This is a genomic window from Isobaculum melis, assembly GCF_900111355.1.
GTDB classification, from domain to species: Bacteria; Bacillota; Bacilli; order Lactobacillales; family Carnobacteriaceae; genus Isobaculum; species Isobaculum melis.
Map to the genome: position 1 here is coordinate 1 of NZ_FOHA01000017.1, position 13,574 is coordinate 13,574.

Genomic DNA, 13,574 nt, shown 5'->3' on the forward strand with positions numbered 1-13,574 from the left:
ATTAAAAATGAATATGCCTATGTCGTTGGGATTGTGCTCAGTGAATCAGATGAGGCAGTTAAGCCAGAGCTTGTTTTAAATCAAGTGGTAGCAGATCAAGTCAATGCTAGAAATGCCATCAAAGCAAATGTCCAAAATACAACACCAACCTTTGTCAATCAATTGAAAATCTCCACAGAAATTCGTAAAAAAGGCAGCCAAGATGTGCTTTATAGCACCACAAAAGAAGCGATGCAAATGGCACCAAATTCTAACTTTGACTTTCCAACGATGTTAGAAGGAGAGAAGTTAGCAGCAGGAACTTACCTACTAAGTATGGAGGCTACATCAGGTGAAAATACGTGGCATTTTGAACAAGAGTTTACCATCGATGCAGATGAAGCCAAAGAGTTAAACAAATCGGATGTAACCATTCGTGAAGACTACACATGGCTTTATATTCTGTTAAGTGCCCTTGGTGGGATGCTGTTAATGCTTGCCTTTTACATCATCTTTAAAAGAAAAAGATAAGTATCAGTGAACAATCCAAAGATAGATAAAAAAAGACAAAACAAGGCTAGAGGTAAACTCACTTTTAGCCTTGTTTTAGTAAGCGATTGTTTTTATGGATAAAAAAATAGTGCGAGCAATTAAATGCACCGCACTATCTTTGTTTATTTATTTTTATATTTATAGTGTTTTTCCGTTATATGAGCCGGGGGATTTGTTTTAATATCACTAGGTTCAACATGAACCTTTGTATCAAAAACATTAAAATGATCATGGAGTGAAATTTCGATTTCCTCTGTAATTTCATGACTTCTAGCAACACTCATTTCAGGATTTGTCCAAATCACCACATCAACGAAAACATTCGCGCCATAGCTACGTGCTTTAATTGTTCGAACAGCCACAATATCTGGCATTTCTAAAATGGATTTTTTATATTGTTCCAATTGATGTTCATCAAAGCCATCAGATAGAGAAAAGGCACTATCTCTAAAAATTTCAATAGCTGTTTTTAAAATTAACAGAGCAACAATAATCGCGGTCACACCATCTAGCCAAGGCATGCCTAATTGAGAACCGAAAATCCCAATTGCCGCGCCAATACTGGTAAAAGCATCACTTAAATTATCTTTAGCTGCTGCAAGTAAGGCGCCACTTTTAATTTCTCTTGATAACTTCCGATTATAAAAGTAAACGCCTGCCATGATGATACTACTGAAAATTCCTGTGTAGGCAGCTAACATATCTGGTGCAGCTGTTTCACCCTTTGATAAACCTAAGATTGCAGCATATAAAACCTGTAAACCAACCAGTAGCATAATAAATGAAGTGACCATACTTGCAACGGTTTCAGCTTTCCAATGCCCATATGGGTGATCATCATCAGCAGGTCTTCTAGCAAGCTTTAAGCCAACTAAGACTGCTACAGAGGCTACGATATCAGTTGTATTGTTCAGACCATCCGCTCTTAACGCAGCTGATCCAGCAAGTTGTGCAATAAATAGTTTCAGAACAGACAAGAGCATATAAGTGACAATACTGATAATCGCGCCACGTTCAGCGACCTTTAATTCTTGATAACGTTCTTCCATCATGGGAATCACCTCTGGTTTAGGATTATAAAAGCTGCTTTTGAAGAAAAAGCAATAGGATTATTCTACTTGATTTTTGAAGAGGAAGCAATCAAAAACACCTATTTTTTTCATCTTCAAAGAGAACTTTTAGAATGTCGTTTTCGCTAAAAATATTTTAAGGTTGACCAAAAAAATAAGAGCGTAAAAAGCTAAGAAATTAGCGTTTTACACTCACTTTTTTTAGTTATTAACAGGTACTTTCTTTTTCCAGCAGTCTAAAATAATGCTGAAATACTCAATTAACGCTCGTATTACTTTTAGCATGTGGCATCGCAATACCATCCTAAGCCAGTAGAAGTTTGTGCTTCACGAGCCATAATGTGTTTTTTAAAATCAACTGCATCCGTAATTCTTCCACTAGCTACTAAACTGGCAACCATTTCATCAATTGCCGCTTCTTTAGTTGTTGCTTGTCAGTCCATAATCATGACATCTTTGACTAACAAATCATTGATTTTCATTGTTTTTCCTCCTAAATATTGCTGCTTAATTTTGTTATTTCTACTTCATCAACTAATTGCATAATCTGATTTTTTGTAGCTAAATCATCAGAAAAAGCTGTAGCACTTCCTGTTGCAACCCCCATTTGAAAAGCTTTTAGTGAGTTCTTTGTCGTTGTGTAAGTAGCAGTAAAGCCTGCAATCATTGAGTCTCCTGCGCCAACTGAATTTTTTACCGTTCCAGTTGGAACCGTTGAGGTATAGACATCTTCTCCATGGAAGAAAAGCGCACCATCACCAGCCATGGAAATTAAGGCATGTTTTGCACCACGTTTTAATAATTCTTTACCATAAGGAATCATTTCATCAATGGATTGGAAAGTCACTTGAAAAAGATCAGCTAATTCATGATGATTTGGCTTAACCAACAGTGGCTCAGCACTTAAAGCCTGCATTAAATCATCCCCAGTTGTGTCAATTACAAATTCAGCACCTGATTGTTTAATGAACTGAATCATTTGCATATAGTAATCTTGTGGCAATGAAGGTGGCTTGCTACCAGATAGGATCACAACATCTTCACTTGTTAAATGGGTTAACTGTGCTAGTAGCTGCTCTGCTTCTTCACTTGTAACTGCGGGTCCTAAGCCATTAATTTCTGTTTCAACACCAGCCTTTAGCTTAATGTTAATTCTAGTATCCTCTTTGACTGGAATAAAATCTGTTTGAATGCCTTCTTTGATGAGCCATTCCTCAATAAAATGACCTGTAAATCCACCAATTAACCCTAAAGTAGTCGTTTTTTGTCCTAATTGATTTAAAACACGGCTGACATTAATCCCTTTACCACCAGGGAGCTTTAAGTCTGAATCCATTCGGTTGATTTCACCTAATGCAACTGATTTTAGCTGCACAATATAATCAATTGAAGGGTTTAACGTTACTGTATAAATCATTTTTTCACCTCAAGTATTGTTGTTTTTGAAAAGTAAGGTTGATACTTTTCATGATCCAGTTTTTCTGTCAGAATCATTGCTTCTTCAATTCCACAAACATTTGCAAAATTAATTTTGTCGAATTTTGTTTGATCCATTAACATATAAGTTTTTGCACCTTGCTTAAGTGCTAGTGCTTTAAGTGCAGCCTCTTCAGGATCAGGTGTTGTAAAGCCATATTCTAGATGGACACCATTCATTCCTAAAAAGGTTTTGTTAAATTGGTATTTCTTTAAATCATTCATGCTAGTTGCGCCAATAATGGCTTTTGTTGAAAGTTTTAATCGACCACCAATTAAAAATGTGTTGATTTTATAATCGGCTAGTAAGGAAGCATGTTGAACACCATTCGTTACGACTGTAATATTTTTCTGTGTTAAAAAGGGAATCATCGAAAGGGTTGTAGAACCAGCATCAATGTAAATTGTGTCAAAATCATTCACAAAAGAAGCCGCAAATCGAGCAATTGAGTTTTTTTCGTGAACGTTTTTGAAAGTTTTTTCATTCATATCCATTTCTGTATCGAGTTCAAAGGTTGTTTTTGCACCGCCATGTACCCGTGTTAACTGGCCACTTTCCTCTAACAAAGCTAAGTCTCTTCTAATAGTTGATTCTGAGCAGTTTAATTCAGTCATCAAATCTTGGGATTTCACTAATCCATTTTCGTCTAAATGCTTTAATATGAGTGCATGTCTTTCTTCTGTTAACATGACAAATCTCCTTTTAAGATTTATTTAACATGATTATAACATCAGAAACGATCATAAACAATCAATAACATCCAAATAAGTTTTGATGTATTTTTTTGTTCTATTTGACATATAACAAAATTCGTTATATTCTATGTATAACAAAAAGATGGTTGTCGACAAATCTGATGTTAAAAAAATGAATTATTTTGAAGGAAGAAGGTTACATCATGAATGTAAATTTAGATTTTAATCAGTTTTTTGAAATAGATTGGAGACCGTTGATTCCGTTACTTATCCTATTTGCCATTTTAAGTGCAACAGCCTTATATGATTTATATAAAAATCGTGCGCATCGTAAGCAATTACCAATTTGGACATTAGGCATTATTTTCCTAACCCCAATCGGATCAATTCTCTATTTTATCTTTGGTAGAAAGGGATGACATTGATGAAAATTGAACTCAAACAGGTCAGTAAAAGCTATCAACAAAAAGAGGCTGTGAAGCATTTTTCGTTAAGCATAGCACCAAATGATTGTATTGGCTTAATTGGCCCAAATGGTGCTGGTAAAACTAGTTTAATTAAAATGATTGTTGGGGTGCTAGAACCAACATCTGGTACTATTTTAATCGATGGAGAAGTCATTGAAAAACGGAAAGATACAATTGGCTATTTACCACAAACGCCACAATTCTTTTCCTGGATGACAGCAGAAGAAACCTTATCCTTCATGGGTCAGCTTTCTCATATGACACCTGCAGAATTGGTCAGAGAAATTCCTCTTGTATTAGAAAAAGTTGGATTAAAAGGGGAAGAAAAAACGAAAATAGAAAATTTTTCAGGTGGTATGAAGCAACGTTTAGGAATTGCACAGGCGATTTTGCATCATCCCAAGTTTTTAGTCATGGATGAGCCGGTGTCTGCGTTAGATCCTATTGGGCGAAGAGAAGTCTTAGATATTTTAACTGAAATCAAAAAAGAAACAGCAATTATTTTCTCGACACATATTTTAAGTGATGCAAATGAAATTTGTGAACGCTTTTGTTTTATGAAGCAGGGAGAAAAAATTCTTGATCAAACAGTAGATGAAATGCTGGAAAATGAAGCAAGTGATCAGTTAGTGATTACGTATAAAGGCGCTATTGATTTATTTTTAAAGGAATTAAAAAAAGAGCAAGCTGTGAAAAATATTGTTGTCAGAGGACATCAATTAATGCTAACTGTTGAAAACCTAGAGCAAAACAAAATCCCTATCTTACAGCAATTAATAGCCTGTCAGGTTGATTTGTTAAGCTATAGCATTCAACGAGAAGATTTAGAAGAAATATTTTTCAAAAAGGTAGGTGTTTCTCTTGCAAACAATGGTGCTTTTTAAAAAGGAATTTCAACAATATCAAAAAGAAATGAAATTAATTTGGTTACCGATTTTATGTATCTTTATTGGCCTTTCCCAACCCATTATGCTTCATTTTCTACCAGATATCTTAGCTTCAATGGGTGGTTCTGAGGGGCTTGTTATCCAAACGACTACACAAACAGGAAATGAAGTCTTGGCCAATGTGATTGGTGCGCAATTTGATCAATTAGGGTTGATTGTGATTGTGATGACCTTTATGGGGCTGGTGTTAGCAGAAAAAGAAAATGGGATGTTAGATTTTATTTTGACGAGACCCGTTTCAGCTACATCCTATATTGCGAGTAAGTGGTTGGCAAGCTTTTCTTTTCTAATAGTAAGCTTGCTGATTGGTTTTATGGCGAGTGTTTATTATACGGATATTTATTTTTCAGCAGTCGATCTAGGTTTGGCTTTATCAGCTATTTTGTGTTACCTTCTTTGGATTGGTTTTGTGATGTGTCTCGTTTTAATGTGTAGTACTTTATTGAATAGTCAGGGTGTGGTTGCATTGGTGTCATTAGCAGTCGCATTCTTACTTAAAGTGCTAACAGGGCTTCACTTACCCATCAATCGCTTCAATCCAGCTTCATTAAGTACTCAAGCAGCAAATAAGTTATTAACTGGTGAGACAAGTACTGATTTAATTTGGCAAGTGATGGCGACTTTTGTGCTCAGTTTCGTACTGATTTATGTTAGTATAAAATGGATTCAAAAGAAAAACTATCAATTGAAAAGCTAAGAAACCTTGAAGGGAGATGATATTGTGTATATTCGGATTCGTCCAGATAGCGAAACGCCCATTTACACCCAATTGATTTATCAAATAAAAAAAGGCATTTTAAGAAAAGAATTATTACCTGGAGAAGGTCTACCTAGTGTTAGAAGCCTAGCAGGAGATATTGGTATTAATATGCATACAGTTAATAAAGCTTATAAGCTATTAGTGGAAGAAGGAGTGCTCACACAACAAAAAAAGGGGTTTATTGTTAACTCTGATACCAAATTAGAGATACAGCCACCTCATTTACTACTATATAAAGAGCGATTAGAAGCGTTAGTGATTGATACACAAATATTTGGAATGTCGGAAGAAATGGTGGAACAAATGAAACAAGAGATAGAAGCGACATTAAAAAAGGATGATGAAAAATGATGTTATTTATTGTGATGCTAAGCATTTTTGGATTAATCGGTTTAACAACAGGATTGACACCATATTATAGTAGAAAAAGTACGCAATTTGGTGTGTCACTTCCTGCTGCATTGCAAACGGGAAATCAGATAAAACTCTATCAAAAACAATTCTTTATTTTCCATTTAATAGCAGTTGCCATCTTGTCTGTTCCGCTTTATTTTATTTGTCAAATGGACTATTTGGTCATGGTTCAATGGGGAGGAATTTATTTAGTCGTAGGAATGCTTGCTCTTTTAATGATGACTAGCTTTTTATTTTTACACATGAGAAAGAAAGTGCTAACGCTTAAAAGCGAACTTCCTAAAACTGAATTAGAATCAGCAGCACAAGAAATAGTGGTGGATACAGCTTATCGCAAGCGTAGATTAGTTGTACCTGCCTGGCTTATGATTGTTCCATGTTTATTCATTATGCTCTTTACACTTGTGATGACCTATGAAAACTATGACCGAATCCCAGAGCTATTTCCTGTTCATTGGGGTGTGGACATGACAGTGGACAAATATGCAGAAAAATCAATACTAAGTGTTTTGGCAGTTCCAGCATTTCAATTAGTGCTACTAGTTGTGATGTATCTCTCAAATCTCTCATTGAAAAAAGCGAAACAACAAGTTTCATCTGTTAATGCAACGGCTTCAGTTGAAAAAAGCCAGGCTTTTCGATTTGCTTGGTCTGTCTATCAATGGTTTATGCTAATTGCGCTTGAATTATTATTAGTTAAAATTCAAATGGTAATGATTTTTGCTGAAATGAGTATTAATTTTCCTTTATTCATCATTGCTTTTTGTGTGATTTTTATTGGGAGTGGTTTATTTCTATCCTTTAAATATGGTCAGGGTGGCGAACGCTATCAGTTGAAAAAACAGTTGAAAGAGGAAAAATACAATACGATTGTCCATTATGATGATGATGCGCATTGGAAGCTTGGTATTTTCTATTTTAATCAAAAAGATCCTTCTCTTTTTGTAGAAAGTCGATTTGGTGTAGGAATGACAACAAATATGGCCAGATGGGAAACTTGGGCGATGTTGGTGGGATTGATTGTGATTATTTTATTGCCAGTTTTATTGATAAACTAGGCTGTTTCTGAAAACTACGGTGTGGTGTCATTCGAATTTTTCAGTGATTTTCAGTGACTATAGTGGAAAGCTAGAAAGAAAACATCGTTTATGTGGTGCATAAGCGAGTATCTCTGACAAATGGAAGAAGCGCAACAGAAAGCAATTTTTCTTGTTTTTCCAGTAGTTGCACTGCTTATTGGCGAGTTTATAGGTGTGTTATTCATTCGTTCTATGATTTTATTTGTATAAGGATTCTTATTTGCGATTTGGTTTATGAATCGTAGTATACGTAAATTTGATTATGAGCTTATTTTGACTTAAATTAGATGAGTGAAATGAAAGGATAAGGACAAAGCTAATGATTTAGTTTATTTCTTATCCTTTTTCATTTTTATTCAGACTTAGCCAACTAAAAAAACCAATTTGTAAAAAAAGTAAGTAAACTAAATTATCAGCTCCTATACCAATAAAAACAGCTAGATGTAAGCGGTTATATTTGGTACACTACTATTAGTAGTAAAAATGTAAGAGAATGATTGATTAAATGGAGGGTTATAGCAATGGGAAAATTAGGGATTTCGATTTATCCAGAACGTTCAACTTTTGAGAAAGATAAAGCATATTTAGATTTAGCGCATAAATATGGTTTTAAGCGCGTTTTTACAAGCTTATTAGAAATCAATGGGGATGCAGACAGTGTTTTAGGAAGCTTTAAAGAGGTGGTTGATTATGCCAATACTTTAGGTATGGAAGTAATGGTCGATATTAATCCAGATTTATTTACACAATTAAATATCTCTTATGATGATTTATCCTTTTTCCATGAAATGGGTGCATATGGTGTTCGTTTAGATTTAGGCTTTACTGGAAAAGAAGAAGCAATGATGACAAGAAATCCATATGGCATCAAAATTGAAGTCAATATGAGTATTGGAACAAGCTATATTGACAATATTATGAGCTATTCCCCAAATCGCGAGAATTTATTAGGCTCTCATAATTTCTATCCACATCGTTATTCTGGCTTATCAAAGGATCATTTCTTCTATTGTACAGGTCAATTTAACAAGTATAATATTCATACCGCAGCATTTGTCAATTCACATACGGCTACATTTGGACCTTGGCCAACACAAGATGGACTCTGTTCATTAGAAGATCACCGCGACTTAGCTTTAGAAACACAAGTCAAACACTTGGTTCAAACTGATAAAATTGATGACATTATGATTGGTAATGCGTATGCTTCTGAAGCAGAATTAAAAGCAATGAGTGAAGCCTTCAATGCAGAATATCCTGTTTTAAAAGTGACTTTATGTCATGATATTTCTGAACTTGAGAAAAAAGTGGTCTTAGATGAATTGCATAGCTACCGTGGCGACCGTTCAGAATATATTTTACGTTCAACAATGACACGTGTGAAATATAAAGATGAGGCTTTCCCACCACACAATACAAAAAATATTGAGCGTGGTGATATTTTAGTGGATAATGTTGAATTTGGTCAGTATAAAGGGGAATTACAAATTGCCTTAAAACCAATGGAAAACACAGGTCGTGTGAATGTTGTTGGACGTATTGCTGATGATGAATTATTCTTGTTAGACTATGTCAAACCTTGGTCTAACTTTAAATTAGTATTAGAAAAATAATCGGTAAAGGCAATAGTGATTTCTTTTTGAGAGATTGCTATTGCTTTTTATTAGACCGTATCTGAAATCGACGATGGCATCCGAATATTTCAGACACGGTTTAGGCGATTCTCATTACAATTTCCATGAAATATGGCATACTATTTAAAGAACAAGTAAATGAAAGAGGTTAGCTTAAGATGAAACGAATGATACAGTGGATTTTGTTTAGTACTTTTATATTTCTGGTGGGCTGTACAGGTCAAAGTCAGAATGAACAAGCAAAGACTCAAGAAACCGTAGTTGAATTAAGTGAGTTAAAGCATACTGAAAACTTTCAAAACGGCGCTTTAGCACATATTTTTGAAGGAGATATCAACCGAAAGGGAAAAGCTGTTGGTTTTCATTATGAAGGTGAAAAGATCAAAACTGTTCGTGGCGAAACCATCGAAGGAACTGTCTCACAGCCAAATAAAGAGGGTGTCTATCATGGCAAGGTAAAAATAGATGACATCACTAAAAATGGCTTTTCGACCTTTTTCCCAAAAGAATGGACAGCACAAGAAGTGGTTGATCAGATTAATCAAGCTTATGAAAATAAAACTTTTGTCACAGGTAATACCTATGTTGGAGTGGCAGCATCAGGTATTAAAATTGAAATGTATTTAAACCAAAAAGATCAAATTATTTCAGCATTTCCAAAAGAATAGGAGTGAAATCAATGTATTCATTTAGAAAAGTCACACTGGCTGATGGTAGTGAAAATCTTGTCATGGATTTTTCAGATAGTAAGTTGCAACTAATGTCAGCTTTTCTATTTACTGAAGCGGGTCCTTTCAGACAAGAAATTTTAGAAAAAATCGAAGTTGTTAAACAAAACAATTGGAAGCATGAAATTTTTGAAGGCAATGTTTTCTATGTTGAAATGAGTAAAAGAGTGATTTATCTAGAAAACCAATTAACGGAAGAAACATTACAAGTTGAAAGCAATTTGTTTTTTGATTTGTTTACTATCTGGATAAAGGAAACAAATCATTTTTATCAAAAAAAATAATTTTTACCTTTCGTTATTAGTTAATTGTAATTTCTGGGTATGGAATAATAGCTATAAGCTATTTTTTTTCTGAACATCATTTTTCTATATTAAAAAATCAAAACGCTGTATTTCCGCTTATTTTAAAGTGTTGACAACAAATAATCAATAAGATACTATTTGTTTGCAAGTAACAAATGTTTAATGCAACAAACTTTTGTTATTCTTTTAAAATGAATAGATGAATAATTACTGAACTTTAAAGTGTTCGTAACACACACTTTAAAGTTTTTTTGTATGCGCCCATTTAAAAAGTTCTCAATTTGTAAAAAACATTTGATTTTTGCAGAGAAAAGAAGTCCTAGTTTGACTTTTTATCATTAAAAATCACAAATTGATTGAGTCATTTAAGCAGTAAAGGGAGCGTGATACATTGAATATACATAATAAAAAATGGAAAAAGTATTTTTTACCTATCTTAGGTCTAGTCATGATGTTTTTTGCCATCAATGGCTTTTCTTCTACCTCAAAAAACATTTCAGCTAAAAGTAATGATGGTGGTGCGCCAATTGTGATTAATGCTAATCTTGCACAAGCTTTCGTTTTACCTTTTAATGATATTGGCTTAAAAGAGCCACGATTACAAGGGCTTCCTGCATATGCTAATTCTGTTCAAGGGAATAAACGAGAACTAACTTTTGAAAAAGGAAAGCTTTATGCAGTGAGCACCAGAGTAATGGATGAAGCAAGAGAAACCATGACTTTACCTAATAATAGAAGTTTTGTACTTTATCGAAGTGTAAATCATCCTTCTGGTCAAGTTGCAGCTTGGTATATAGCAATCTTAGATAAAGACGGTAATATTATCAAAAAAGCTTCACTTTCAAATCCAAATTTGTCTTCTGAATATAATTTTCAGCAACCATTAACAATGAATGAAGCTTATCGATTTGCTGGTGGTGTTGGTATCACTAAGGTCAGTGAGACACCAAATGAAACAATTGTGACTATTCCCTATACAAGTGGTAGTGGAAATCAAACAAAAATTAGTTTTAAAAATATTGTGATTACAAGAAACAACCAAATTTCATATCGAGAAATCACAGCTGAAACATTGCAAGGGATGGGTTCAGGAGACAATCAGTTTTGGGGAGTAACGATGGGACCTACTGGTGCAATTACAGGAAATTGGAATTCATCAAATGGAAACAAACTGAATGTTACGCCAAGATGGTACCATATCAACCCTCAGACAGGGAAACTAACCAAAAAGATTGTGACGAATATGGCAAAACCGAGTCTACCAACAGCTCAAGAGCTAGGGTTTCCAATTAACGATACGGTGACAATCACGCCTCAAGGAGGCTATGGTCTAGCTGATGGTAATTTTCTTGTGCAAAGTAATCATGCTGGTAGTGCGAATGCTTATAAAGTTTCCCTGACATTATTTGATGGAAAAGGAGAAAGAAAAGCTTATGTTTTTGAATCAGGTTTACAGGGGGTGACAGCGCCTCAATTTACTTATATCAGAAGTCTTTCAAATGATAAAGTGCTCTACTTTACGCTAGGGGGAAACAATACAACAACAAAATTATACAGAGTAGAAAGTGGTACAAATAGAATTGACCTTGTTAAACAATATCCAAATCGAACAAGTATTGTCTTTACCAATTTCAGTGATCCAAAGTACCCTAATGTGAAATATATTGGAATTGGTTTTTTAGAGAATAAGGCAGGTGAGTTAGGTGCGTTTATAGATTCAGGGACTTTTATGGGCTATTTTGATCAAAATTTTAGTCCCTATCTTGTTAAAAATGAAAAAAAATCAAGTAGCACTTCTCCAGTCCTCTATAAAACGCTTGATTACCAAGAAGGTGTTTTAACTGTAGGTGGAAAGATGGCCAACAACAGCACCTTTGTGAAGTATCCATTTCCTATGAACATTTATCAGTCTAAAATTAACTCAGGACAAATCTATGATGCCTTTTTTGGTACTTTTAAAGTATTAGAAGATTACGCTCCAGCGATGGATGTAGGAGAAAATATTATCGTAAATTTAGAGGATCCTGTAGCACATGGTTCAAATAGTCAACAATTAGATCAATGGTTATTAACAGGTAGTAAAACAGGTAAACTCACAGATAAAACAGGCATTAAAGCTTATGATATGTTTGATTTAGGTGAAGGGGAATTAACTCAGGCTTGGCTAAATAGTAGAATTAACCGCAATCCTAATAATTTGTCATTACCTATTGATTGGACAGCATTAGGCTATCAGCCGAATAGTCGTGGGCCACAAGAAGTCACCTACTTTGTAACGGACTCCTTAAAACAAGTAACCGTTAGTTCAAAAATAATTAATAGAGTAGACAGTGACACAGTTGTATCGGGTAAAGGTGCGATGGCTGCTTCGAATTTTGCAATCCATGTCAATGATTTAGATCAACTAACCACTATCAGTGCAAAAAATCATGCTAAGCTACTTGCTTGGGAATTAGATACAGGTAAAATAGCTGATGATGGCACAGCTGGAAAAAATGGTGTTTTCCTTGACCAGGTACAATTGCAAACAATTAAAAATGTAAAAAAAGCTTATCAGGCATTAAAAGAGGATGGGGATAAATCGCTTCTAATTAAACCCTATCCATTAAAAATGATGTATCTGACACCTAATTATGAAGTAATAGAAAGAAACATTACAATTTTTGTAACAGATGATACAACAGAGGTAGATGAGCGAAACAAAGTGGTTATTTATGGCTTTGACTTCAAAGAGTCATTGAAAAAAGTAGCGGGTCTTTCCTCAGCTGATGTGGTAGCTTTATCAAAAGGCTCTGCTTGGAACTATACAATGAATCGTGATAAAGGAGAAAATAATGCTTACCCAGTGAAAAACATAACGGCCAATGTAACTGATCCAGTTCATCCAACTAACCCAGCCTTAACAGGGCTTAATCATGTCACTACAGTAGGGGATTATAAAGTGAAACTGACTTATCAAAAAACAAGTAACCATAAAGTAACAGCTCATATTTATGATGATTTTTCCACGATTCATATCCGCCAAATTATCTTAAACGAAGCATCAAATCTTGTGATTCCAAGTAAAGGTTTTCTAATGATTGAAAATATAAAAAATCAAGCAGCGACAGATATTGCAAGTAACAGTCACATAACGAGTTTGAGTGAAGCAGCTGGAAAAAAACAATCATTCACAGATATCCGTTTAGAAATGACCTACAATTATTGGTGGTACCGAATTTCACCGATTATCCCGGAATATTATCAATATGCTGGCTATGTAGCGACAATAACCAACCAAACACATGATGAAAGTAAAAAAACTGCTACACTCCCTATCTTGGATTTCAAAAAATCAAATGAGTATTGGGTCACTATTTATTTAAATCCAGTAACTGAAAATGTGAAATCATATAGTTGGGATTATCAAACAAATAAGTTTGGTAAGATGAAGCCTTAAAAATAGTCACCGTCTCAACTATCGAGAT

The 13,574-nt window shown here is 34.5% G+C and carries 13 protein-coding genes and 1 pseudogene; 10 read left to right on the plus strand and 4 right to left on the minus strand.

Features of this window, described 5'->3' with window-relative positions; translation table 11 throughout:
• Positions 1-510, plus strand: a 510-nt coding sequence (locus BMW29_RS11140; protein WP_143047347.1) for a DUF3324 domain-containing protein, incomplete at its 5' end; no start/stop codon positions are given.
• Positions 511-653: 143 nt separating this feature from the next.
• Here the strand turns inward: BMW29_RS11140 and BMW29_RS11145 are convergent.
• The 4 genes and pseudogenes from BMW29_RS11145 to BMW29_RS11160 all read right to left on the minus strand — a co-directional run bounded on the left by BMW29_RS11145 (position 654) and on the right by BMW29_RS11160 (position 3,767).
• A complete protein-coding gene (locus BMW29_RS11145) occupies positions 654-1,583 on the minus strand; it encodes a cation diffusion facilitator family transporter (protein WP_092653389.1) in 930 nt (309 codons plus the stop codon).
• A 292-nt stretch (positions 1,584-1,875) separates the two neighbouring features.
• A pseudogene (locus BMW29_RS11150) lies at positions 1,876-2,083 on the minus strand (PTS sugar transporter subunit IIA); the annotation flags it as partial.
• 11 nt (positions 2,084-2,094) lie between these two features.
• Positions 2,095-3,018, minus strand: coding sequence for a 1-phosphofructokinase (gene pfkB, locus BMW29_RS11155; RefSeq protein ID WP_092653391.1), 924 nt, complete (start codon positions 3,016-3,018; stop codon positions 2,095-2,097).
• The gene (locus BMW29_RS11160; RefSeq protein WP_092653393.1) at positions 3,015-3,767 is read right to left on the minus strand and encodes a DeoR/GlpR family DNA-binding transcription regulator; all 753 of its coding nucleotides are present in this window, start codon (positions 3,765-3,767) and stop codon (positions 3,015-3,017) included. Before BMW29_RS11160 ends, pfkB begins: the two co-directional genes overlap by 4 nt.
• Before the next feature lie 209 nt (positions 3,768-3,976).
• Between BMW29_RS11160 and BMW29_RS11165 the strand changes: the two genes are divergently transcribed.
• From BMW29_RS11165 to BMW29_RS11205, 9 genes are all read left to right on the plus strand, one after another.
• Positions 3,977-4,192: a PLDc N-terminal domain-containing protein gene (locus BMW29_RS11165; RefSeq protein WP_092653395.1), complete on the plus strand. Its 216-nt coding sequence runs from the start codon at positions 3,977-3,979 to the stop codon at positions 4,190-4,192.
• Between the two features lie 5 nt (positions 4,193-4,197).
• Positions 4,198-5,124, plus strand: coding sequence for an ABC transporter ATP-binding protein (locus tag BMW29_RS11170; RefSeq protein WP_092653397.1), 927 nt, complete (start codon positions 4,198-4,200; stop codon positions 5,122-5,124).
• Positions 5,111-5,884 carry an ABC transporter permease gene (locus BMW29_RS11175; protein ID WP_245706278.1) on the plus strand — a complete coding sequence of 258 codons (774 nt, stop codon included), beginning with the start codon at positions 5,111-5,113 and terminating at the stop codon, positions 5,882-5,884. The genes BMW29_RS11170 and BMW29_RS11175 overlap by 14 nt, the downstream gene beginning before the upstream one ends.
• Positions 5,885-5,908: 24 nt before the next feature.
• On the plus strand, positions 5,909-6,298 hold the full coding sequence (locus tag BMW29_RS11180) for a GntR family transcriptional regulator (RefSeq protein WP_177165760.1): 390 nt from the start codon (positions 5,909-5,911) through the stop codon (positions 6,296-6,298).
• A complete protein-coding gene (locus BMW29_RS11185; protein WP_092653403.1) occupies positions 6,295-7,419 on the plus strand; it encodes a DUF1648 domain-containing protein in 1,125 nt (374 codons plus the stop codon). The genes BMW29_RS11180 and BMW29_RS11185 overlap by 4 nt, the downstream gene beginning before the upstream one ends.
• Before the next feature lie 542 nt (positions 7,420-7,961).
• Positions 7,962-9,053: a DUF871 domain-containing protein gene (locus BMW29_RS11190; RefSeq protein ID WP_092653405.1), complete on the plus strand. Its 1,092-nt coding sequence runs from the start codon at positions 7,962-7,964 to the stop codon at positions 9,051-9,053.
• A gap of 179 nt (positions 9,054-9,232) precedes the next feature.
• On the plus strand, positions 9,233-9,742 hold the full coding sequence (locus BMW29_RS11195) for an EndoU domain-containing protein (protein ID WP_092653407.1): 510 nt from the start codon (positions 9,233-9,235) through the stop codon (positions 9,740-9,742).
• Positions 9,743-9,753: 11 nt separating this feature from the next.
• Entirely contained in the window at positions 9,754-10,086 is a 333-nt protein-coding gene (locus BMW29_RS11200) for a hypothetical protein (protein WP_092653409.1), read from the plus strand.
• Positions 10,087-10,498: 412 nt separating this feature from the next.
• Positions 10,499-13,546, plus strand: a complete 3,048-nt coding sequence (locus tag BMW29_RS11205; RefSeq protein ID WP_092653411.1) for a hypothetical protein — start codon at positions 10,499-10,501, stop codon at positions 13,544-13,546.
• Positions 13,547-13,574 lie beyond the last annotated feature (28 nt).

What these genes read in the sequence shown, in the direction of transcription:
- BMW29_RS11145 (WP_092653389.1), bottom strand. Translation starts at nt 1,583, where the DNA reads ATGATGGAAGAACGTTATCAAGAATTAAAGGTCGCTGAACGTGGCGCG.
- pfkB (WP_092653391.1), bottom strand. Translation starts at nt 3,018, where the DNA reads ATGATTTATACAGTAACGTTAAACCCTTCAATTGATTATATTGTGCAG.
- BMW29_RS11160 (WP_092653393.1), bottom strand. Translation starts at nt 3,767, where the DNA reads ATGTTAACAGAAGAAAGACATGCACTCATATTAAAGCATTTAGACGAA.
- BMW29_RS11165 (WP_092653395.1), top strand. Translation starts at nt 3,977, where the DNA reads ATGAATGTAAATTTAGATTTTAATCAGTTTTTTGAAATAGATTGGAGA.
- BMW29_RS11170 (WP_092653397.1), top strand. Translation starts at nt 4,198, where the DNA reads ATGAAAATTGAACTCAAACAGGTCAGTAAAAGCTATCAACAAAAAGAG.
- BMW29_RS11175 (WP_245706278.1), top strand. Translation starts at nt 5,111, where the DNA reads ATGGTGCTTTTTAAAAAGGAATTTCAACAATATCAAAAAGAAATGAAA.
- BMW29_RS11185 (WP_092653403.1), top strand. Translation starts at nt 6,295, where the DNA reads ATGATGTTATTTATTGTGATGCTAAGCATTTTTGGATTAATCGGTTTA.
- BMW29_RS11190 (WP_092653405.1), top strand. Translation starts at nt 7,962, where the DNA reads ATGGGAAAATTAGGGATTTCGATTTATCCAGAACGTTCAACTTTTGAG.
- BMW29_RS11195 (WP_092653407.1), top strand. Translation starts at nt 9,233, where the DNA reads ATGAAACGAATGATACAGTGGATTTTGTTTAGTACTTTTATATTTCTG.
- BMW29_RS11200 (WP_092653409.1), top strand. Translation starts at nt 9,754, where the DNA reads ATGTATTCATTTAGAAAAGTCACACTGGCTGATGGTAGTGAAAATCTT.